We start from the raw sequence: 22,155 nt of genomic DNA, 5'->3' as shown, positions 1-22,155 counted from the left end.
AGCGGAAAATCTCCCCTCACCCGACCATCCTTACCTTGCGCCGCAGCCACAGGCGGGCGGTCACGACGGCGTCCATGTCAGCCGCAGTCACCTCACCTCGGAAGTGGAACACCTTGTTCCGAACCTCCCGAACCGGGTCCAACGTGGAGAAGGCGATCTCGCGGCTTAGCCCAAATGTGCGTGCGAAGACACGACCAAACCGTTCCCGGTGGTTGATGAGCGAGACCAGCTCACCGTAGGTCAGTTCGTCGAGGCTCGCTGCGGGCGTGCCAGTGGCAGACACGGCGGCCAGGTATCTCTGGAGTTGCCCGTCGTCCGGGCAGGCGGAGCGGACCAGGTGACGCACGGCCAGCTCGATGTCGCGTAGAGCGATGAACTGCTCCGACAAGTTCCAGAGGAACGTGCTCAGGTCTGTTGAGGTTACGACCGCCAACAGATTGTCCTCGTCGCCGACCAGCACCGCACCGCTGTCGTTGAGCGCTGAGATTGCCTCCGCGACTTCTGAGGTACGGCGGACGAAGCGCAGATCCTCCAGGAACTCGCTGACTGGATAACCCAACGGATCATCCTGGGCCCGCACGACGCCAATGCCTTGGGCGAACGACCGGTAGCTGAAAACGCCGACCACAACGCTGTCTCGAGTTACTGGCAGCTGGTCGAAGCCCTCCTGCTGCATGAGCGCCAAGGCGTCGCGCGCCGGTGCGTCGATGGGCAGCGTCATCACCTCCTGGTCCAGCGGCACCAGTTGCCCAAACCGAAGGAAGTGCTCATCCACCGCCGCGTTGCCCAGCGTGACACCTCCCCGTCGCGCTCGCATCGACCGAGCACATGCGAGCGTACTTGACGACCAGTGGCTGGAGTCGAGGTGCAAAGTTGCGCCCGAAGCAGCCAGCCCCAGAAGACGCCAGCCAATCGAGCACAGGTGCGAGCCCCACCTCGACCTTCCGATACGCGCTCTCAGAGGCATCGAGGCGGGGCCGTGACCTACTCAAACGTTGTCGAGGCACACGTTCCAGCGTGCGGCGGGGTCGCACAACTGCGCACCGTCCGGACGGTTGTCGCTGGTCAGGGAGGTCTACATAGGGAACTGACGGCCTTGTGTCTAGGTGGTGGGCGATCGAAGCTGCATCCTGCGCAACGGCCTACCGGTGGGCCACACCTGGACGTTCGGCGCAGGTCTGGATGCTCACGGCGCGGCCGGCGTTGACAACATCCACAGATTTCGTCGAAGTCTGTACGCGAACGATCGGCCGCATTCGCAAGGCCGCCCCGAGCGGCTTCTGCGTCGGTCTGAGCGGCGGGTGTCGCGGCTCGGTTGCTGGAAGCTGCCAGACTGGACAGTGATGGACCCGTTGGCGAAGTTCGGCCGCAACGATCGCTGCTGGTGTGGCACGAACAAGAAGTACAAGCATTGCCATGGTGCCTTACGACCCGAATCCACGCCTGGCGAGCCGATCGGCGCCGACGACGACGAGAGCTGGATCTGGGTGTCCCCGCACATCCGTATCGCGCGGGACGCCTTGCGCCTGCCCGCGGACGGCGTTGCCTTCACTGTGCCGACAGGCCGACCCGAAGCCCGGCCCGTCGAAGTGACATCCGTCATTCGGACGCTGCTGGCGGCGCCGACACCGGTAAGGACCCTGCCGCTCGCCGTCCTGGGCAGACATCGATTTGACCTCTATGACCACACCGAACACGACCGGGACGCCCTCGCGGAGAGCGTCGCCGGGATCGCGGTCGCTGTGATGGGGAGCCTGTCCGCCATCTCTCATCTGCCCGAGCCGCACCCGACGGTGCTGTGGAACGACGAGGTCAACCCGGGTCGCTTGGTCGGCCAGACCCTCTTGTTCGCCGATCATGTTTGCGTTCCCGACCGGGTCTTCGCCGCCCTCGTTTCCGGCCGTGACGACGACGCCGTCCGCGCGGCCGTCACCGAACAGCGGCGGCTTCGGCCCCTGATCGAGGCTGGTCTGGTTGTCCCCGTCCCCGAGGAACTTGGCATTGCCGCCCAAGCCGACACCGTTAACGTCCTCACCGAGCACGATCTGCGCCGGCGCGACCTCACCGACTGGGTCCGCACCCAACTGCTCGTCGAAGGACCCACTGCTCGGGAAGCGATGTTCATCACCGCGATGGATGACCACGAACGCTGGCCTCATTCGTGGTTTTACGCCCGCCAGAACCAGGTCCAGACCGGCCAGCACGGCGACATCGCCTTCATGGCTCGCCTGTTCGGGGCGTACGACCCCACGCACGACTACGGGCCTTGGCGCGAGCAGAACCTCAACAAGGCCGTCGGGGCATATCTGCGGCGCGCCAACGAACGCCTCGTCACCGGCGAGGTCTTCACCGCCGGTTACCTCACCACCTCACCGTTCCAGGCGCGGCTTCTTGCCCGCAAAGGCGCCCTGCTAGACGAGCCGGCTCACGCTGCGGTGTGGGCCGACATCCCGATCCTGCCTGACGCCGACCCGGCCACCCTGGCCCGCGCTGCCGCCGAAGACGAAGCCGTCGAAGATCTCCGCCAAAGAGTCCGCAGCGCCATGCGCGGCGCCCGCGACCTCCACACGCGCGCCGACGCCCTCACCGGCCTTGGCGAAGATCTCGCTCACGCCAGTCGTCAACTCGAACGCACCCTCCGCACCGAACGCCGTTGGAACGCCATCGCCCCACTCCTCGGAGGCGTCGCCGCAATCGCCCTCGGCGCCGCCGGCGGACCCGCGGCCATCGCGGGCACCGCGCTGGGCGCCGCCACGTCTCTTGCCCCTTACTTCGCAACCCGCGTTAACCGCCGCCGCAACGCCGCCTTCCTCTTCTACCTGGCCCACCGCAGCCGCCGCTGATCCACCGAGGCGACGGTTGCGAACCGGTGAGCAGCAGGAGACCCGCGTTGATCCGCTGTTCCGCTGCATCCAACCGAACTCGCAGACAAGGCCCGACCGGCGCTGGTGGGCGACGGCGCGATGGCTACTACAAGTCTGGTAGGAGCACCGCCTTGCGTCGATGGCTTGGGCTCTGGCAAGTTGCGGGAGTGAGCAAGTACTCAGGGCTTCGCGATCGGCTCCGTACCTCCGGCAAGTCGGAGGTACGCATGTCGTTCGAGGAGATCAGCGGTCTGGTCCCGGGTGGCCTGCCATCGAGCGCGTATCGGTATGACGCGTGGTGGAACAATGAAGCTGACCCCGGTAGTACCCACAGCCAGAGTCGTCTCGGTTGGATGGCGGCCGGCTACCGAGTTTCTGCTGATCGAGCCTTACGACGAGCTACGTTCACGCGTTCCGCTAGACCCGACCCTTCCTAATCGGAAGATCGCTAATTAAGCGGCTTCTTGGGCGGCGTTGACCAGCCGGAGCAGGTCGACGAATCCCTGCAAGTCGCTGAGTGCCTCTTCATCCGGTGGGTCGGGGGAGAAGTGCATGAGATCGTTGCGGAGCAGCCGGACCTTCTCGAGCTGCTCAATGAAGACCTCGCGATCCAGCGGCCAGTCCAGCAGCGCGAAGTTCTCTTCAGTAAGCAGGTACTTGTAGTCACCGAGCGAGAGGTCCGCGGCTGAACTGACCTTCTTCTTGTTCGTGGCTGAAGAGCGGATCGTCTCGATGTCGATCGTGTCGTCGACCCGTCGACCCGTCGACCCGTCGACGCAGTCTGAGCTCCGCCTCCTCCATGAGGTTGAACGGGCTCGCCGTCACACCGAAACGCTGCGTGAGGTCTGCGGCCGTGACGATGCCACTGAGGACGCCGCCGTTGGAGGCGCGGACGAAGACGAAGTTGTGCGTGAAGATTTCGCCGATCTGGCCAAGCAGATCGTCGTGATATCCAACCGTTCTGGGGGCGTGGTCGCCGCCACCAGGTCGACGTGCTTGTGGGACAGCTGGGCCTTTCCTATGGACTCCCAGCTCACCGACCCGACGATGGTGTCATCGTCCGCAAGGACGGCCAGCTGGGAGTAATCCTTGGCAACCATCTTCGTCACGGCGGCGGCGAGAGGTTGATCCGCACGCACGAACGCCACGCCGGCGTTCGCCGACGCGAGATCACCCAGGCGAAGCGTCAGCTTCTTGACGTCCGGCTCGGTGGCGTCGCCCACCCGCCTGCACGGGAACCGCCACTGGCACGCCGGCACCCGGTTCCTCACCGACCTGAATGAGCGCGATCCGATTGCCGATCCACCCTTCACTGAAGGGAGGTCGGGTGGCAAGGCCGGCGTCAGCGAGATCCGACTCGATGCGTGCCACGACCCGAGCGGTGCGGCGAGCGAACCCCCACCGGCTAATGAGTTCGCGAATCGTGAGCGTCAAGGGTTGACCCGCGTCGGCAGCCGCCGCAGCCGCCATCAACTCCCGTGGCGTGTCACCGAGGGCGGCGCCATCGCTGGTTGCCGCCCCCGGGTCGACGCCGTCGGCGACGACCTGAGCTAGGCGCCGGACCGCCCCATACCGCTTGATCTCGCAAACGGTAAGCAAAGATCCCAGGCTGTCCAGCAGGTCCTGCTGGATCTTTGACCGCTTCACCTGCCGCAGCCATTCCACGTCCCGCACATGCTGAAAGCCGCGCGGAGCATCCGACCGATACCGGTACGGTCCGGCGATACGCCCGATGGCGATTTGATCGTGATGCGTTCTCAGAGGGGTCACGACGAGGTCCCCGACCTCCATCAACCCACGGATGCGCCACAGCTGGCCCGTCCAGTTGCCGATCCGGGCACGCGAAGCCTCGGGGTAGACCGAAGCCACTTGCTCCCGCAGCTCGTCGCGGGTCCGGCAAGGCGTCAGATCGTCCAGCTCAGGCCAGCCGACGATGACCAGCCCTTCACGAAGAGCCTCTTCTTCGCGCTGGCCCGTGCGCCCGGCACGGACCATCCAGCCCGCCGTCACGACAGCGCGGTCACGACGGGCAGCGGATATCGGCGGCAACTCGCAGCAACTCCGTGTACCAGTCGAAAACTCATGGCCGATGAGTCTAATAGAGGAGGCCCTCCGCTGACCGAGCGCGCCAGCAACGGCCAGTTAATCGAGCGCAGGGTCGAGCCCCACCTCCGCCTACCGAAACGCACTCTCAAGGGCAGCGATACACCGCCTTTGAGCTGGGCAAATGGTCGGGGTCAGGCAGATCTCGACGGCGGGATACAGCCCACAACTGCGCACCGCCTGGGCGGTTGTCCCTGGTCACGGACGTGTACGTCGGTGATTGACCGCGCCGCAGGGGGTGCCGGGCGGGTCGCTGGTCTGTGGACCTAGCTCGCCATCGTCGACTGAAAGACGGCAGCGCCCGTGATTGTGTCCCTCCCCTCACGGTCCCTCGCGTCGACGGCAGCTGCTTTCGGAGCCCCCGCGTGGCGGCCGCTGCCGCGGGAGCGCTGCACTTGCGTCCGCGGTGAGGCCGCTGGACGCTGCGCGACCTCATCAGTGTTTCGGCGAGTTGCGTCGTCTCTGTGCTTGGTTCGGTTAATCGATCCTGAGGCGGGGTGGAAGAAGGCACCGCTGCCCGAGCCGGTCGACGACTTCCGCGCGTTTTCTTTCTCAAGGCCCATGCCATGCGGTACAGCCGGCCCATACCGGCGCACCACCTGGGACCCGACCTGCAAACCGGTCCCAAGCGAGAAACCCCGCCTGCAGCGGCACCCACTGGTGCTGGTAAACGCGCTCATCACGGGGTGGGCAACCGCATGAACAGGTAGTTGCGCAGCAGATCGGCCTGCGTGAGCCGCCGACCGGTGTGGTTGAGCGATTCGAAGATGCCTTGTGTCGCGAAGGCGACTGATGGGGTCCAGGCCGCTGTAACGAGATCCGCGTAGACGATCAGCGGTGCATATGATGCAGGCCGGGAAGCTTTCTCATCGAGCGGTGGGTGGGGCGACGTGGATAAGCGGCTGGCTGATCTGGCTCGGGCTTCGGCCAACTTCGGCAGGCTCTTCCACTACAACCCGCTACTGGCGCTCTATGGCGCGCAGGCTGAGGCGGTCGTTTTCACCGACTCGAACGCCGCCCTGGTGCACACCCGCCAGTTCGGCGAGGTCCTGGCGGAAGAGCTGATCACTCGCGCCGGCCTGCGGGTATCCGGCGACCTCCAGGTGCATCGTGTCGCCGTACTCGCGAACGCCGGAATGCTGACGCCCAATGTGCGCTTGGCGTTCGACACGCTGCGCACCGTCGGGAACCAGGCGACACACCGGCACATGTTCGACACGGCCCGTGCGCTGGGCTCGATCCGGGTGGCCTGGGAGCTGGGGGTGTGGCTGCACCGGGCGCTGTCCGGCGATCGCACCGTCGAAGGCTTCGTACCCCCCGCTGAACCGGTCATCGCCGACCCGGCCGAGCTCGCGGAGCTGCGCATCGCACTTCAGCGTGACCGAGAGGCGCTGGCCGAGTCGAAACTGAGGCTCACCGAGGTAGCGGATCTGGCCCAGGCGCACGAGCGCGCGCGGGTCGAAGCTGAGTCACTCGTGGCGGTGTCCCGCTCGCGGCATGAGGAGCTGCGCACGCAGAATGCGGCGCTGCTGGCCGAGCTGGCGGCGCTGCGAGCAGCGCAGCAGACGTCCTTCAACGTGCTCAAGGATCAGCCGAACAAGGTCAGCTCGAAAGTCCGGGAGACGATCGTCGAGCGGGCGCTGCGGCCCGCGCCGCTCAACGAGGTCCAGGCGCGGCGGGTGATCGACAGCATGCTCGGCCAGGCTGGCTGGCTGGTCCAGGACATGGGCGAACTCAACCCCATGGCCGGGCGCGGTGTGGCGGTCCGCGAGTTCCGGCTGGCGTCCGGTCCGGCCGACTACGTGCTCTACGTCAACGGCAAGATCGTCGGGGTCATCGAGGCGAAGCGAGAGGGCGAGACGCTCACCGCGGCGCAGAAGCAGAACGCTCGCTATGCCGAAGGTGTGCTGAAGGAGCATTCGCTCGCCGTGTGGCGAAAGTCGGAGCCCTTGGCGTTCCGGTACGCGACCACCGGGACGGAGACGGTGTTCCTCAACCGTCTGGATCCGTCTGCCCGCACCCGTGAGGTGTTCTCCTTCCACCGCCCAGAGACGGTCGCCGGATGGATGCGGGAGGCTGACGAGGAACCGGACGCACCCACCTATCGGGCGCGGCTGAAGTCGATGCCGACGCTGGAGACCAGCGGGCTGCGCCAGGCGCAGGTCGATGCGATTACCGGCCTGGAAGCGTCTCTAGCTAATGACCTGCCTCGCGGCCTGATCCAGATGGCGACCGGTGCTGGCAAGACGTTCACGGCGGTCACCGAGACTTATCGCCTACTCAAGCACGGCAAGGCCAAGCGGGTTCTGTTCCTGGTCGATCGCAACAACCTGGGACGCCAAGCGCTCGGCGAGTTCCGCAATTACGTCACTCCTGACGACGGGCGCAAGTTCAGCGAGCTCTACAACGTGGAGCGCCTGGCCGGCGACCAAGTCCAGGAGTCCTCCAGCGTGCTGATCTGCACGATCCAGAAGATGTACGCGCTGCTGCGCGGCGAGGCCGTGGTCAACGACGATGCGGTCGACGACGCCGAGGACACGACCGCCGACGGCCTGGACTTCGAGAACGACGCGCCGATCACCGTCGAGTACAACCCGCGGGTGCCACCGGAGTCCTTCGACATGATCGTCGTGGACGAGTGCCACCGCTCGATCTACGGGCTGTGGCGAGGCGTGCTGGACTACTTCGACGCCCACATCGTGGGCCTTACGGCGACCCCGACGAAGCAGACCCTCGGGTTCTTCCATCAGAACTTGGTCTCCGAGTACACCTACGAGATGGCGGTCGCCGATGGCGTGAATGTCGACTTCGACGTGGTGCGGCTGTCGACCAAGATCGGGTCGCAGGGTTCGCTGATCGACGAGGGCACCACGGTCAAGGTCCGCAACCGCAAGACCCGTGCCCAGCGCCTGGAGCAGCTCGACGAGGACTTCGTCTACACCAACCGGCAGCTGGGCCGCTCGGTTATCGCCGAGGATCACATCCGCACCGTGCTCACGACCTACCGGGACAACTGGCGGCGCTGGTTCCCTGACCGGCAGGTGCTGCCTAAGACGCTTATCTTCGCGGCGGACGACAACCATGCCGAGGATGTGCTGCGCCACGCCAAGCTGGTCTTTGGGGAAGGCGACGAATTCGCCACGAAGATCACCTATAAGGTCCGTGCTGCGGGAAAGAACCCAGACACGCTAATCAACGACCTGCGTCACGACGCCGCGCTTCGTATCGCGGTGACGGTAGACATGATCGCGACGGGGACCGACGTGCGTGCCCTGGAGTGCGTGATCTTCCTGCGGGCCGTGCGCAGCGCGGTGCTCTTCGAGCAGATGAAGGGTCGTGGCGCACGCACCCTCGACCCCGACGAGCTGCGGGAGGTCACTCCGGGAGCAGACGCCGGGATCGCCAAGGACCGCTTCATCCTGCTGGACGCGGTCGGGGTCACCGACTCCCCGCTGGTCGACGCCAAACCCCTGACGGCCGCAACCGAAAAGCAGATCAGCCTCGAAAGGCTGCTCCAGAAATGCGCGACTAAAGCCATCAACGAAACCGAGGCCGCCGCGCTCGCTGGCCGACTCGCCCGCCTCAACCATCAGATCAGTCCAGCCGAACGACAGGAGCTGGCCACTGTCGGCAACGGCGTGACCATCGCCGAGATCGCCCGCGGCATCGTCACCGCCATCGACCCTGACCGACAGGAACAGGCCCACGCGAAGGGCGGGTCGGCAGCCGCCCGCAAGCTCGTCGAGGACGCGATCGCTCCGCTGACCGGCAACCCGCCGCTGCGCGGCCGCATCCTCGAGATCCGCCGCGACCACGACATCACCTACGACGAGACCAGCAAGGACGAGGTCATCAGCCTCGTAGAGGTGCCTAGAGAGGAACGCGCAGCCTCGACGGTGCAGTCGTGGCGCGCCTACCTTGCCCAGCATCGCGACGAGGTCACGGCGATTCAGGTCCTGACCGCCGCCCGTGGCGGCGGGCGCGACGCGCTCGACAAGCTCACCGAGATCGCGGCACGCATCCGAAGGCCACCTCATGCGTGGACCCCGGACATCCTATGGGACGCCTACGAGACCCTCGACAAGTCGATCGCATCACCCAGGGGGAACGCACAGTTGCCGGACCTGGTTAGTCTGATCCGCTACGAACTCGGTCTGGACACCAAGCTCAAGCCGTATCGCAGCGCGGTTGAGGAACGCTTCGCGGGCTGGCTGCTCCGCCAGAGGCAGGCAGGGATCGAGTTCACGGCCGACCAGGCGTGGTGGCTGGAGCAGATCCGCGACACGGTCGCCATCGGTGTGGGGATCTCAGTCGAGGACATCCATGGCGTACCCTTCACCGAGCGCGGCGGCCAAGCCGGCCTGATCAAGTGCTTCGGCGGCCGGGACCGTGCTCGCGCCCTCATCGCCGAGATGGATAGGGAACTAGCTTGACCGACGAACTTCCTAACGGGTGGGCAACAGCGAAGCTGGCTGACGTCGTCGATGTACTTGACGGCAGACGCGTTCCGGTAAACGCAAGAGAACGTGCCAGCCGTCCGGGAGACATTCCATACTACGGTGCCACGGGACAAGTCGGATGGATAGACGACCACCTGTTCGACGAGGACTTGATCCTTCTCGGTGAGGACGGCGTACAGTTCTTTGATCCAACAAAGCCGAAAGCCTATTTGATCTCGGGCAGGGCGTGGGTCAACAACCACGCTCACGTATTGCGAGCCCACGAGCAGTCGGTCGACAGGCGATTCCTTTGTTACTATCTGAACCATTTCAACTATGAAGGGTTTGTAAACGGAACGACGCGCCTTAAGCTAACTCAGGGAGCTATGAATCAAATTCCGATTCTTCTCCCTCCTCTTGCCGAGCAGCGGCGCGTCATCGAAACCCTCGAGGATCACCTGTCGCGCCTTGATGCCGCGTGCTCAATCGTCCGAGCGAATCTCCGTCGGTGCCAAGCTATGGAAGCGGCGGTAATCGACCAAGCCGTTCGCGGGTTACTGGTCAATCACGACTCCACCGATGAGATCGGCCCTTACGTGCAGGGGCTTAGTGGCTCCCGCCGGTCAATGACCGGCGGACGCTCGATCCCGAAACCTACCTCTTCTTCGCTCGCCATGAGTATTCCGACGAACTGGACGACCAAGTCCGTCGATGAGATCACCTGGAGTATCGAGTACGGGACCTCAGCCAAGGCGCACTCTGAGCCCGCGCCTAGTGACGTACCTGTTATCCGTATGGGCAATATTCAGAATCGCGAGCTCGATTTCACATCGTTGAAGTACCTGTCATCAAGCCATCCCGACGTCCAGAAGCTCTCGTTAACCGACGGCGACATCCTCTTCAACCGCACAAATAGCGCCGAGCTTGTCGGCAAGAGCGCGGTGTACCGGAGCGACTGTGGCCCAGCGACCTTCGCCTCTTATCTGATTCGCTGTCGCGTTCTTCCGGAAGTCGAATCGGACTGGCTCAACCTGGTGATCAACAGTCCTGTCGGTCGTGCCTACCTCAGTTCGGTGGTGAGCCAACAGGTTGGCCAAGCCAACATTAACGGCACGAAGCTGGCCACCATGCCGATCCCGCTTCCGACTCAGCAGGAACAGCGGGCCATTCTGGAAGTCGTGGACGACTACCTCGGCAAGCACAAACGCTTGACGAAAGCGCTGACCAGCTCGCTCCAGCGCGCGGAGCATCTGCGTAAGGCGCTGCTGTCGCGCACGTTCGCCGGAGAGCTCGTATCACAAGATCCAACCGAGGAGCCGGCGATCGAGGTCCTGAAGAGGACCGAGGCTGAGCGCAGAGTTCGGATCAAGACGACCCGCGCCCAGAGGACATCTGCCGTGCCGCCAAGGCAGACCAAGTACGTATCCGTCGGTATCCAGGAAGAGCTTCCGCTGTGACCCTCGAGATGATCAATGCCTCCGCTCAGGCTGAGACGAACTCCCTCGTCGCGAAGCTATGGAACTACTGCACAGTGCTGCGCGACGATGGCCTGTCCACGATCGACTACGTAGAACAGCTCTCGTACCTTCTTTTTTTGAAGATCGCCGACGAGCAGTACCAAAACGATCTGAGCGATGAGCCCAAGCGGGTCGTGCCCGAGAATCTGGATTGGGCGTCGCTGGTGGCGAAGAAGGGCGACGAGCTGGAGCGGCACTACCGGCACGTCCTGATCGAGTTGGCGAAGCATCCTCACACCAATCTCGGCACGATCTTTGCCAAAGCCCAAAACAAGATCACGGATCCGGCGAAGCTGCAGAAACTCGCCGTTGATCTGATCGGAAAGCAGGAATGGGCCGCCGCCGGAGTCGATATCAAAGGTGATGCCTACGAAGGCTTGCTCGCCAAGGGTGCGGAAGACGTCAAGACCGGCGCTGGCCAGTACTTTACGCCGCGAGCGCTTATCGACGCGATGGTCGCGGTCACCCAGCCGAAACCGGATGACACAATCCTAGACCCGGCGTGCGGCACGGGCGGCTTCCTGATCGCCGCGCATGCGTACATCGCGCGCGAGCACCGCGGGCGGATGACGAAGGCGCAGCAGGACCGCCTGTCCAGCGGTGCGATCCGCGGGGTTGAACTGGTCCCGGGCACCGCCCGGCTGGCTGCGATGAACATGATCCTGCACGGGGTCGGTACGAGCGACGGCCCGTCGCTGATCGACGTGCGCGACGCCCTGGCAAAGCAGCCGACCGGCGACGAGCGGGTCTCTCTGGTGCTGGCCAATCCGCCGTTCGGCAAGAAGTCTTCGATCACCGTGTACGGCACCGACGGGCGGCTCGACAAGGAAGACATCTCCTACGACCGCACAGACTTTCGCTCGACCACGACGAACAAGCAGCTCAACTTCGTGCAGCACATCATGTCTGTGCTGAGGGTCGACGGACGAGCAGCGGTGGTTCTGCCGGACAACGTGCTGTTCGAAGGCGGTGCCGGGGAGGCCATCCGGCGGCGCCTGCTCAAAGAGTTCGACGTCCACACACTGCTGCGGCTACCGACAGGGATCTTCTACGCAGGCGGGGTGAAGGCCAACGTCTTGTTCTTCGACAAGAAGAACCCGCGCACCGACGGCAAGCCTTGGACCTCGAAGCTGTGGGTGTACGACTTCCGTGCCGGCGAGCACTTCACCCTCAAAACCCGACCGTTGCGCCGTAGGCACCTTGATGATTTTGTCGAAATGTATCTGCCAGGCAAGCCCCACGGCGAGCGAGTCGAGACCGAACGGTTCAAGGCCTTCACCATCGACGAGCTGCTTAAGCGCGACAAGGTCAACCTCGACATCACCTGGCTCAAGGACCCGGCGCTCGATGACGGCGACCGCCTCCTGCCGCCAGCGGTGATTGCCCGCGAGATCGTCGACGACCTTCAGGCCGCCCTCGACGAGTTTGCCGCCATCGCGGATGCGCTGGGTGAGGCAGGCGCCGATGAGTCGACCGTAGGCGAGCTGACTGAGCAGTGACTTTGGACAGAGTCAGCGACCCTGATACCTCGATCATGCGACCCGGTCCTGAAGGCGACGTATAGCGCTGCGTTCAAGACCGGTTACCGCCGGTTATCCAGGGTGCCCGTCGTTCGCTTGCTCCATCTGCCGACCTGGCGGCTGCGGATCGAGGCGCCGGACCGCAGGAGTGCGCCGCGTGCGGCGGTCAACCCGAGGTCGCTCTCGTCGCGAAAAGCGCGCTGGCAATCGATGGGTTGACCTGTGTACGGGTTGCTTCAGCCGCGGGCGGTCGATGGGCACCCGCCAGCCGCGGTGACCATTCGTCGACCCGGAGGATGGGCACGGCGTAGATGGACACGTCGCGGCTGGCGCGGACGTGATGGACGGGGTGGCGGTAGCGGCCGTGTTCGAGCGGGGTGTCGATGACGACTCCGTCTGTGGGTCAGTCGTAAGCGGTGATTCCTTCTGCCCGTAGGTATTTGCGGATGGTCTCGCGGGTCAGGCCGGTGACCTTGACGATCTCCTTCTGGCGCATGCCGTTTTGGTACTCGACGACGGCGGCGTGGGCAACAGCCTTCTTGCACTGTGCAACGTCGGCTCGCGCGGCGTTGAGAGCTTGGCGAGCGCGCTCGACCTTGGCCTTCGCATGGGCTAACGCGCGCACTGCTTCGTGAAGGCTCGTTGCGGAGGATTCTTCGGTCACAGAGGCATTCTTACGTTGACATGCTATGCCTGTCTATGCGCCAGTGATTGGCACACTTTCCTATTGTCGAATAGGCCAACATACGTAATGATAATTGGCGTAGTCGGCGCCTGTGGCCGACCATCGTGCGGACAGCTGCGAAAAGGGGAACTGTGGAACCATTGACCGCGCATCCCCCATGGTGCCGACGTGCTGATTGCGTCGGTCGCGGTGAGCACGTGTCGGCGCCGCTGGCCATGAGCACCACGGGCGACCTGGTCGGCATCGACGCCACGCTCGTGCGGCTCGACGACTCAGGGGTCACGCTCGTGCGGTTGGCGCTGACCGACGACGGCGTGACCACTGTGGTCGCTCTGTCACTCGATCAGGCACAGAAGCTGACCCGTTCGCTCGCGGACGTTGTCGTCGCGGGCTCCCGCCAGCCTCATTGAGGTCCTTGGATCGTCCGCTTCCGAGTTGGCACTCACCGCGGCGACGAGGACGAAGGGCCCCGACCGCTCCGTCGGGGCCCTTCCTATTACACAAGCGTGTTCGGCTTCCATAAAGGCCGACGACCGTTACGGCTTCTCGCCGGCGTCGGGCGGGCGTTGTGCTGGGCGGCTGCCAAGGACACGCACGGTGGTGCTCGCCTTGATCGGGGAGTCCGCGGGTCCGCGTAGGAATGGATCAATCCAGCGCGGCCGCCGAAGAGTCTTGCGCGGGCCGTAGGCGACGTTGCGCCAGTGCGGGGTGACCCAGACTCGCTCGGCCAGCGGCCGGCGGGACGTGCCGAGGGTGTCGGCGCGGCTTCGGCTCTGGGCCGGTCGTTGCCGAATGCTGACGATGGTGACCTTAGGGGCGGCACGGCCGGCTCGGGCGTACGTCCCACGGATCGCCTTACTAACCGCGGACGGTCGGAGCTCGGCCAGCTCCTGGGCGATCAGCAGCCACGTGGTTGCGAGGGTAGCGGGCGCTTCGGCGGCTCCGCCGATCGTCTCGTTGTCTGTGACGCTGCGGACGCGCATAGGTAGCAGCCAGCCGACTTGCTCGCGGACCCTTTGCAGCGGTGTGCCGTGGAGGCCTTCGCCGATGGTGCGGTAGCAGACGATGTCCCATCCGGTGCGGGTCCTCGTCCAGGAGGCGGCTCCAGCGTGCTGCGCGCCAACGGGACGTGACCAGACCAGCAGGCCGTCGTCGGCGGGCAGCAGGTCGCGACTGACGGTCAACTCGGGCAGGTTGGCGCTCGCGCCGTCGGCGAGGTCGGTGAACTCGCTGTCGATCCAGATGAGGTGTCCGCGGTCGAGGCCGTCGGCGACGGCGGGGGCGGCGGGCCGGAACGCCGGCGGCAGCTGGTGTGGGTTGCGGTACAGCCGACCGAGCCGGTCGCGGATTTTGGGGATGGTGCGTGGGTCGATGGCGGTGGCGGGCCATGCCGTGGTGGTGAGCAGGATGGTCCGGCCCGGGTCCAGATGCTCGAGGAACCCGCGGTGGAATTCGGCGACGTGCTGGAATGCGCGGGGGGAGGCGATGCCGAGGGCGCTTGCGGCGTGCCGGGACAGGTGGTCGAATCTGCGGTCCTGAATGAGGGTGTGGCACGTCGCGCACGCGGCCCAGCGTTCGCCGTACCGGTTGACGAGGGTGGTGTCGGCGCCGTGGGCGATGGCGGTGAGGTCCCCGCCGTGCAGGGTCCAGAGTGGGTGCGGGTCGCCACAGAAGTCGCATCGGCGGTGGACGGTGTCCAAATTACGAGTCGGGACGGGATCGGGCTGGTGGTCGGTCACGGGGCCGTGGCCGTCGGGATGGACGTAGACGGCCGGATTGCCGGAGGTGTTGAGGACGCGTAGGCAGGTCCGGCAGGCCATCTCCTCGGGCTGCTGGGTCACGGCTTCACCTGCCCGGTGCGGTGGTCCCGGGGGCGGGGTCCGCGACGACCGGTCACGGTAGGCATGGTCATGCCGGGCTGGTAGAGGCGGTGGGTGTTGCCGCCGCCGCGGTGCTTGGCGTGGTACATCGCGGCGTCGGCGTGGCGCATGGCCACCGCCTCGAACGGCTCGTCGGGCTGGGCGACGGTGACGCCGACGCTGACAGTTGGGGTGATCTGCGTGGTGATGCCGTCGGCGCCGCGCACATAGACGGGCTCAGCCACCCGGCTGACCAACAGCGCTGCGATCTGCGACGGGTCACGATCGGCTGCGGGCACGAGCGCGGCGTACTCGTCGCCGGACAGGCGAGCGGCGGTCCCGTCGTAGCCGGCAACGACGTCTTTGATGCGGCGGGCGACGGTGACGAGCAGTTCGTCGCCGGCTTGGTGGCCGAAGGTGTCGTTGACCGCTTTGAAGTTGTCGATGTCGAGCAACATCAGGATCATCACCGTGGGCGGGTCGAGTGGGGCGGCGTCGGCTTCGAGGAACAGGCCGTCGCGGTTGAGTAGCCCGGTCAGCGGGTCGGAGATCAGTAGCCGGGTCATCTCGAGGACGCGGAGGGAGGCGGCGCGGCGGATGGACCGCTGGCGGACCAGCAGCCCGACGGTGAACCCGATCAGCGCACTGGCGATCAAGGCGAGGAGCAGAAACACTGGGAACCTCCATGTTTGGAGAACCCGGGACGCCGTCGTTTCGAGGCGGGGCGTCCCGGGTCCATGAACGACGAAGGCCCGCCGGACGGCGGGCCATGTGTTTGTTTCGAGCGGGACGGGTTAGCTGCCGGCTCGAGCGTCTAGCGGCAGGCCTTGTGGGTGATGTGCCACGTCGCGCCCACGCGGACCGGGAAGCGTCCGGCGCTGGTGGGCTCGCCCCGCCACGACGGCTGACGCGGTTCGTCACCCCGTGGCCGGCGGCGCAGAACGATGGTGGGTTCTCGCCCGGCGGCCGGCTGCCGGTGCTCGTACCGCTCTGACAGGACGTCGACGTAGTCGATGGTCGAGAAGTAGGCGGTGTACTCGCCGTGCACGATAACGCCGCCGAGCCGGTCGCAGCAGGCGATGTTGACCGGGTGCCAGCCGTTGACCGCGACTGTCGCGATGTGGCCGCAGTCCAGCGACAGGTCGAAGACGCACAGCCGATGGACTTCGGTGTCTGGTTCGGTCACGGTCGCCGCATCCACCGCGGACTGGCCGCGAAGGTATGGGCGGACGTAGTCGACATGCAGTGGTGGCTGGTCGATTCGGTTCGGGGCGCAGATGGGACGCCAGCCGTCGGGCTCGCACGCCCACCAGGTGGTGCCGTTGAGATCAGCATCGACGGCGACGACGTCTCCGATCGACAGTGACCTCAGGCTCACGAGCCGGTAGACCCAGGCAGCCAACGCCTCACCCGGCGGGAGCCCGCTGGGAAGCCCGTTGAACGGGTCGACGTCCGCATTGAATGTCTGGAAGGCCCAGTCCGCTACGTCATGCGGGGTCGAGTGGGCTGCCAGCTGAACGCGGCAGCGGATCGCTCCGGTGAGCCACTCACCGTCGGTGTACGGCTCGAACTGCCCGGTGCGGTTGTGGTAGACGCTGACGAGGTAGCTCGACACGATCAACCTCCGGCCGCGGGTCGGGGCGGGGTGAGGGCGAGGTACGCCCGTTTGAGGTCGCCGGCTACGAACTCGCCGCCCTCGCTGGCGGCCTCGAGCGACTCGGCGGCCCGCCGGCCCGCCGGGTCCGTCATGGCGCCGGCGGCGGCGATCCGTGCTAGCTCGGCGAGGCGCTGGAGCGTCTGTGCGAGGTGGGCGTGGAGCAGCGCCATGCCGTTGACCAGGTGAGCGAGGTCGTCACGGTCGCGGTGTGCGCGGTCCCGACTGGTCGTGTCAAGGAGTCGGTTCGCAGCCAGCAGTCCGAGCCGTAGCGCGAACGTGGTGTGCTCGCGGTCGAAGCGTCCGTCGTCGCTGAGGATCACGGCGGCTGCGGCGTAGGCGGTCGCGAGTTGGTGCGCTTGCGGGTAGCTGGCCGACAGGAACGGCTCGGTGGGGAAGCCGTCGTCGACGAGATACGGCGCAGGCTTGAGCATGTGACCTCCCTGAGGCGTGATTGAGCGGCGGTCGTCGGCGGACCGCAGCGAGGTGAAGGGGGATTGGCCGGCCCGTCGGAAGCGACGCGGCAGGCCTGACTGCTGATGAGCTGAGGCCGGCGATACGGCGGCCGACCACAAGGTGGTGGGCGCGGTTGCGATCGCGGGCGTGCAGATCAGCAGATAGGGAGAGACAGAGACTTCAGGTTAAGCCGGCCGACACCACGGGAGCCCGAGCTGTCAGGTCGGGGATGGCTGACCTGACCTAACAGGTTAGGGACGTCCAGCTCGGCGGAGCGCTCTGACATCGACTCGAGGTCCACTGAACGGCCATCATGGCGACGGTGAATGCGAGCCCCTGAACCGTGCAGCCCGCGATAACCACAGGCGTCCAGGCCGCTGTTGGGTCACCATGACCGCGTGGACGGGATCGAAGCACTGAGCACGACGCGGGACGCCGCCGCGTTGTGGAGTGTCGGCGACGTCAGCGCCGCAGAGCTGGTGCGATGCGCCTGCGACCTGCTCGTGGCGGGGTTCGACGGGCCAAACCTGCGGATGCTCGCCGCAGTGCCGTTCCGCAATGCGGACGAGGAGGTGCCGGAGGTGGCCGAAGCCGCACTGGCCGACATCAGCTTGACCTACTACGTGCGAGGTAGCCAGGCAGGCCAAGAAGCGGCTGTTGCCGCGTTGGCCGCCCGCCTGCTGGCCGGAACGATGTCCCCGGTGAGCCTGGCCGCATGGGCGCATTCGACGATCGGCCCATGGCCGGCTTGCTCTCGCCGAGCGACTCGTTGAACTCGATGACGTCTACGACACCATCGAGTACACCGACATGACAGAACCAGACATCGATGCGCAGGTCATCGACGAAGCCCGGCGAATCGTGCACGAGGCTTGTCGGACGATCCCACCGACTCCCGGACGCTAACGGCCCGTACAACACTGCGGGACGACAGCGTGGTTCCGTTAGGACACGTGGGTTCAGCCGAACTCGCGGAGTTTCACTCGCGGCGCAGCACCAGGACGTCCTCATGGGCGACGAGGTGAACGGGAATGCCGTCAGCGCGGGCCCGGCGGACCGCCATCAACCCGAACATCGAGGCGCGGTGGACGATCTGTCCGTCACGGACTGCGGCGAGCATCGCCGCGCACCGTTCCACCGGGGTCAGCCCCGCTGAGCGGGCGGCGGTGAGGAGTTCCCCGGGCAGGTCAATCAGATCATCCCGTTGCCGGCGTACGGGCCGGCTGGTGATCACGACGGTTCCGCCGGGCCGGAGCAGGCGGTGGCTGGAGGCGAGGATCTGGGTGAATCCGTCGAGCAGGCGTGACCATCCGCCGTAGGCGAGGTTGCCGCTTTCCCGGTCGCCGTAGTGGTGGTCCCGTTTGCGGACACCGCTGGCTGTTGTCTTGACCAGGCCGTGGGTTCCTCGCCCATATGGTGGTGAGGTCAGGAGAAGGGCCACGCGCCCGACCGCGGACGCGGGGACCAGGTCGAGCAGGCCGGTGGCGTCCCCGCTGATCACCTGCGCGGCGCCGGTCGCGCCGTGCTCGGCGGCGAGGCCGACGTTGGCTTCGGCCAAGGCGGTGAACCGGGGCTCGATGTCGATCCCGATCGCGTGCCGGCCCGCGTGCATGGCCTCCACCAGCGTGGTGCCGGACCCGCACATCGGGTCGAAGACCAGGTCGCCGAGCGCGGTGTACGCGCTGATGGCGTGGGCGGCGAGGTGGGGCAGCATCTTGCCGGGATGGCTGGAGGTCTGCGGGACGTATCGGCCTCGCCGCTGGTCTCGGGCGGGCTGCTGGCAGGTCAGCCAGACAGAGGTGACCGGCAGGCTCTCAGTCATCGGCCACGCCGTCCGCGGCGGCGCTGCGGGTGAGGATCAGCACGTCGGTGTGGATGTCCATCTGGGCGCGTAGGCCTCGTCGAGGTGGCCGGTCGGCGGCGACGATGTGCTGCAGGTAGGCGAGCCCGGCCTGCTTGGCGGCGATGACGACGTCGACGGGCAGGGTGAGGTCGCCGTGAGGCAGGAGCACCGCCACGCATCCACCCGCGGCGAGGCTGGCACGGCAGCGGTCGAAGAACCCAGCCGGCGTCGCGCCGTCTAGCGGCCAGCCGGTGACGATGAGTGCCGCGGCCTCTCTGCCCCACCCGCCGGGGCGCGCGTGAGGCAGGTGGGTGCGGCGGCGGGCGGCGATGACAGCGCGGGCGAGCTGCGGCCCGGATGTCAGGTCGATGACCAGATCCGAGGGGTGGCTGAGGTTGTGGATCAGCCGCACGCCCATCGCGTTGGACATGGTCTCGCCGGGGTCGGGGGAGCGGACGGGCCAGACGGTGATGGGTACGGGCGGGTCGCCGGGTACCACGTCCCCGATGGGAACGGGTGCGCGGTCGTGGTTGCTGTGGGTCATCGGCGCGGTGGCCCCCAGGCCGGGCGGGCGTACTGACGATTCCCAGTGCGCCGCTGTCAGGCCGGTCGAACCCACCCTTGCCCTGACAGCACCGTCCCATCGACCTGACACCGAGCCGCACCGGCGGGCCCCGGTACGGACGAACCTGACCGGACCTGTCCGGGTCTGACAACCGCCCTGCGCTGTCAGGCCGGGCTGTCCCAATCGGAGGTGGCGCCTTCGCGCAGTGCGGAGCGCTGGACCCGAGGGGGCATGACGATGGCAACCAACCGCAGCGGACGCGACACGGCGTTGACCACCGCTGAGAAGGCGTTCGGCTTGCTGACCTGTAAACCGGCGCCGCTGGTCTTCGACGCTCGCGCGGTGGCAGGTCTGCCGAGCCAGACACTGCCGCTGGACGAGCTACGCCGGTTGCTGGTGTGCGAGCGTTACGACAGCGGCACCGCCGACGCGGTGTGGTGCCAGCTCGCCCAGCATGCCCGCGAGTGGGGTCCGGCCTGGGTCGTCGGCGCGATCGGCGTCGCCCTGCCGGCGCTGACCCGTCTCGCCGCGAGGATCAGCCGCGGCCACGCCCGCCACGCAGACGACGTGGACTCCGAAGTCCTTGCCGGATTCCTGCACGCGCTGCGCACGGCTGATCTGGTGGCGCCGCGGTTGTGGCTTCGGTTGTGCTGGGCGGCGTGGCGTGCCGGCGCGGCGGTCGTCGATGAGGTCGACGGCGAGGAGCTGCCGGTTGAGCTGCCCAGTGGCTCCCGTTCGCCGAGGAAGCCGTACGGGCATCCGGACCTTCTGCTCGGCCGGGCGGCTGCCGCTGGCCTGATCACCGCGGCGGCGGCGGAGCTCATCAGTGCAACCCGGTTCGGTGATGCGCTGATCGAGCACCTGGCCGCCGAGCAGGGTGTGACCCCGGCGGCGCTGCGCATGCGCCGGCGGCGCGCCGAGCGGGTCGTTGCCGCCGCTGTGGCACGAGGCGACCTATCCGGCCCGGTCCGCCGCGCCAGCCGCAGGGACCACGCCGACGCCGCCTGACAGCCGCGTCCATCTGAAGCGGCCGTTCCGGGGTTCGATCGGGACGGCCTCCTGCGTGCCGTGCGGCAGCTCGTATCGGCTACCCGGACGAACCGCGTGATGTCTGTCAGGGCGTGACAGGCCGCCAGCGAGTTCGATCGCCCTGACAGCCGAGATCTGAGTGGTGCATGCCATCCACGGCATGCCCGCCGGCGGGGACCCCGTCCGGCGAGGTCCACGGTCCGGCATGGCCTGGCGCGGCGTACTGACACCGCCATCCCTTCGCCGACGTGTGAGGGAGGAGCGCCCCCACCGGACCACCGGCCTTCGCCCGGTCCCCACTGCGGCGGCCCCAAGATCCCTTGTGGAGCGCCGTCATGCACACCACTCTGTCTGTCCTGTCCGACCTCGCCGCCGTCGCGGAGCCGATGGCCGCGCCGAAGACCATCAACGAGGTCATTTCCGGCATCACCGGCTGGATCATGGGCATCATCGCGATGGTCGCGACGATGTTCCTCGTCATCGCCGGCCTGCGGTACATGGCCGCTGGTGGCGACCCGGCCCAGGTCGAACAGGCCAAGAACAATTTCAAGTCAGCCCTGGTTGGGTACGCCCTGGCGGTTCTGTCGCCGGTCGTGCTCGGCATCCTCGCCGGGATCGTGGGCGGCCCCAAGTGATCGACTCGCTGATGGACGGGATGGTCGGCTGGCTCGCCGGCACGGTCGTCGACCTGCTCGCCGGCCTGCTGGCCTTCCTGTCGTCGTCGATCTTCATCTCGCCGGACGTCACGGTGCTGCCGCAGGTGCGATCGATCGCCGACAAGAGCGCCCTGGTCGTCAACGCCTGCTTCATCCTCGCGATCATCGCCACGAGCGTGGCCAGCATGGTCGGCGACTCCGTCGAGATGCGGTACCGGCTCAAGGAGCTGATCCCGCGGCTGGTCGTCGGGTTCGGCCTGTCCACGTTCGCCCTCGCGCTCACCGGCGTTCTCATCGACGTCGCCAACGCACTGACCGTGTCGATGACCGGCATGTCCGCGCCGACCACCGAGGCGGTCACCTTCACGCAGAAGCGCATCACAGCCGCGATGACGGACGGAGACGCCGCGGTGCTGATGGCCGTCATCGGCGTGCTCATCGTCGTCCTGCTGTACCTGCTGATCGGCACCTGGCTCGTCCGCATCGCGCTGCTGGTCATCCTCGCCGGTGTCGGACCGCTGGCGCTGGCCTGCTACGCCACCCCCTGGACGCAGGGCGTCGCGCAGCTGTGGTGGCGGACCCTGCTCGCTTGCCTGGCCACGCCCGCGTTGCAGGCGACCGCGTTCACCGTCGGCGTCAACCTGCTCATAGAACCGGACGCGAACCTGCCGATGCTGCTCGGCCTGCCCGGCTCGGACACGATCAACCTGCTGCTGGTCATCGTCGTCCTCTGGACCACAGTGAAGATTCCCAGCGTGATGCGCCGGTTCGCTGCTCATCCGTCCGGGCCGCGGGTCGTCGGGCTCGTCGTGCGCACCGTCGCCCTCCAAGGGCTGACCCGCAACCTGCGTCGGCGTACGACGCCGACGCCGGCCCGCGGATCGACATGAGCAACCCACACTTGCCACCACTACCGCCGGCTGCGCAACGTCTACGTCAATCGGAGCGGCACATGAACCACCTCG

General features: G+C 66.5%; 20 protein-coding genes. 10 read left to right on the top strand and 10 right to left on the bottom strand.

Annotated features, from left to right (window positions below):
• Positions 1–16: 16 nt before the first annotated feature.
• Positions 17–775, bottom strand: coding sequence for a CBS domain-containing protein (locus AB0H87_RS05150; protein WP_360139878.1), 759 nt, complete (start codon positions 773–775; stop codon positions 17–19).
• A 334-nt stretch (positions 776–1,109) separates the two neighbouring features.
• On the opposite strand from AB0H87_RS05150, the gene AB0H87_RS05145 reads away from it, so the two are divergent.
• Together AB0H87_RS05145 and AB0H87_RS05140 are read left to right on the top strand one after the other, a co-directional pair.
• Positions 1,110–2,843, top strand: a complete 1,734-nt coding sequence (locus AB0H87_RS05145) for an SEC-C domain-containing protein (protein ID WP_360139875.1) — start codon at positions 1,110–1,112, stop codon at positions 2,841–2,843.
• 485 nt (positions 2,844–3,328) lie between these two features.
• Complete coding sequence (locus AB0H87_RS05140; RefSeq protein WP_360139872.1) at positions 3,329–3,553, top strand: hypothetical protein; 225 nt, start codon at positions 3,329–3,331, stop codon at positions 3,551–3,553.
• 132 nt (positions 3,554–3,685) lie between these two features.
• Here the strand turns inward: AB0H87_RS05140 and AB0H87_RS05135 are convergent, their stop codons facing one another.
• Positions 3,686–4,087 carry a CBS domain-containing protein gene (locus AB0H87_RS05135; RefSeq protein WP_360139869.1) on the bottom strand — a complete coding sequence of 134 codons (402 nt, stop codon included), beginning with the start codon at positions 4,085–4,087 and terminating at the stop codon, positions 3,686–3,688.
• Positions 4,035–4,874 (bottom strand): hypothetical protein, encoded by an 840-nt coding sequence (locus AB0H87_RS05130; protein ID WP_360139866.1) that lies wholly within the window; start codon positions 4,872–4,874, stop codon positions 4,035–4,037. Before AB0H87_RS05130 ends, AB0H87_RS05135 begins: the two co-directional genes overlap by 53 nt.
• A 983-nt stretch (positions 4,875–5,857) precedes the next feature.
• Here AB0H87_RS05130 and AB0H87_RS05125 point away from each other — a divergent pair.
• From AB0H87_RS05125 to AB0H87_RS05115, 3 genes are read left to right on the top strand one after another with little or no spacing between them, the layout of a single operon-like run.
• On the top strand, positions 5,858–9,400 hold the full coding sequence (locus tag AB0H87_RS05125) for a DEAD/DEAH box helicase family protein (protein WP_360139863.1): 3,543 nt from the start codon (positions 5,858–5,860) through the stop codon (positions 9,398–9,400).
• Complete coding sequence (locus AB0H87_RS05120) at positions 9,397–10,863, top strand: restriction endonuclease subunit S (RefSeq protein WP_360139860.1); 1,467 nt, start codon at positions 9,397–9,399, stop codon at positions 10,861–10,863. The genes AB0H87_RS05125 and AB0H87_RS05120 overlap by 4 nt, the downstream gene beginning before the upstream one ends.
• Positions 10,860–12,422, top strand: a complete 1,563-nt coding sequence (locus AB0H87_RS05115; protein WP_360139857.1) for a class I SAM-dependent DNA methyltransferase — start codon at positions 10,860–10,862, stop codon at positions 12,420–12,422. Before AB0H87_RS05120 ends, AB0H87_RS05115 begins: the two co-directional genes overlap by 4 nt.
• Before the next feature lie 424 nt (positions 12,423–12,846).
• Here AB0H87_RS05115 and AB0H87_RS05110 read toward each other — a convergent pair whose 3' ends face one another.
• Positions 12,847–13,107: a hypothetical protein gene (locus AB0H87_RS05110; RefSeq protein ID WP_360139854.1), complete on the bottom strand. Its 261-nt coding sequence runs from the start codon at positions 13,105–13,107 to the stop codon at positions 12,847–12,849.
• A 218-nt stretch (positions 13,108–13,325) separates the two neighbouring features.
• Between AB0H87_RS05110 and AB0H87_RS05105 the strand changes: the two genes are divergently transcribed.
• Positions 13,326–13,538 carry a hypothetical protein gene (locus AB0H87_RS05105; protein WP_360139851.1) on the top strand — a complete coding sequence of 71 codons (213 nt, stop codon included), beginning with the start codon at positions 13,326–13,328 and terminating at the stop codon, positions 13,536–13,538.
• A gap of 126 nt (positions 13,539–13,664) precedes the next feature.
• On the opposite strand, the gene AB0H87_RS05100 is transcribed toward AB0H87_RS05105, so the two are convergent.
• The 4 genes from AB0H87_RS05100 to AB0H87_RS05085 all read right to left on the bottom strand — a co-directional run bounded on the left by AB0H87_RS05100 (position 13,665) and on the right by AB0H87_RS05085 (position 17,075).
• A complete protein-coding gene (locus tag AB0H87_RS05100; protein WP_360139848.1) occupies positions 13,665–14,867 on the bottom strand; it encodes a hypothetical protein in 1,203 nt (400 codons plus the stop codon).
• Between the two features lie 98 nt (positions 14,868–14,965).
• Positions 14,966–15,661 (bottom strand): GGDEF domain-containing protein, encoded by a 696-nt coding sequence (locus AB0H87_RS05095; RefSeq protein WP_360139845.1) that lies wholly within the window; start codon positions 15,659–15,661, stop codon positions 14,966–14,968.
• Positions 15,662–15,801: 140 nt separating this feature from the next.
• Positions 15,802–16,602 (bottom strand): hypothetical protein, encoded by an 801-nt coding sequence (locus AB0H87_RS05090; RefSeq protein WP_360139842.1) that lies wholly within the window; start codon positions 16,600–16,602, stop codon positions 15,802–15,804.
• A gap of 2 nt (positions 16,603–16,604) precedes the next feature.
• Positions 16,605–17,075, bottom strand: a complete 471-nt coding sequence (locus AB0H87_RS05085; RefSeq protein WP_360139839.1) for a hypothetical protein — start codon at positions 17,073–17,075, stop codon at positions 16,605–16,607.
• A 420-nt stretch (positions 17,076–17,495) separates the two neighbouring features.
• On the opposite strand from AB0H87_RS05085, the gene AB0H87_RS05080 reads away from it, so the two are divergent.
• Positions 17,496–17,870, top strand: coding sequence for a hypothetical protein (locus AB0H87_RS05080; RefSeq protein ID WP_360139836.1), 375 nt, complete (start codon positions 17,496–17,498; stop codon positions 17,868–17,870).
• 206 nt (positions 17,871–18,076) lie between these two features.
• Here the strand turns inward: AB0H87_RS05080 and AB0H87_RS05075 are convergent, their stop codons facing one another.
• Together AB0H87_RS05075 and AB0H87_RS05070 are read right to left on the bottom strand one after the other, a co-directional pair.
• The gene (locus AB0H87_RS05075) at positions 18,077–18,919 is read right to left on the bottom strand and encodes a DNA methyltransferase (RefSeq protein WP_360139833.1); all 843 of its coding nucleotides are present in this window, start codon (positions 18,917–18,919) and stop codon (positions 18,077–18,079) included.
• On the bottom strand, positions 18,912–19,439 hold the full coding sequence (locus AB0H87_RS05070; protein ID WP_360139830.1) for a hypothetical protein: 528 nt from the start codon (positions 19,437–19,439) through the stop codon (positions 18,912–18,914). Before AB0H87_RS05070 ends, AB0H87_RS05075 begins: the two co-directional genes overlap by 8 nt.
• A 303-nt stretch (positions 19,440–19,742) precedes the next feature.
• On the opposite strand from AB0H87_RS05070, the gene AB0H87_RS05065 reads away from it, so the two are divergent.
• The 3 genes from AB0H87_RS05065 (at position 19,743) to AB0H87_RS05055 (ending at position 22,080) form a co-directional block, all read left to right on the top strand.
• Positions 19,743–20,513: a hypothetical protein gene (locus AB0H87_RS05065; RefSeq protein WP_360139827.1), complete on the top strand. Its 771-nt coding sequence runs from the start codon at positions 19,743–19,745 to the stop codon at positions 20,511–20,513.
• A 356-nt stretch (positions 20,514–20,869) separates the two neighbouring features.
• Entirely contained in the window at positions 20,870–21,169 is a 300-nt protein-coding gene (locus AB0H87_RS05060) for a pilin (protein ID WP_360139824.1), read from the top strand.
• Positions 21,166–22,080 carry a conjugal transfer protein TrbL family protein gene (locus AB0H87_RS05055; protein WP_360139821.1) on the top strand — a complete coding sequence of 305 codons (915 nt, stop codon included), beginning with the start codon at positions 21,166–21,168 and terminating at the stop codon, positions 22,078–22,080. The genes AB0H87_RS05060 and AB0H87_RS05055 overlap by 4 nt, the downstream gene beginning before the upstream one ends.
• Positions 22,081–22,155: the final 75 nt, after the last annotated feature.

This window comes from Asanoa sp. NPDC050611 (genome assembly GCF_040654855.1).
GTDB lineage: Bacteria > Actinomycetota > Actinomycetes > Mycobacteriales > Micromonosporaceae > Asanoa.
This window is presented reverse-complemented; position numbering and strand designations above follow the sequence as displayed.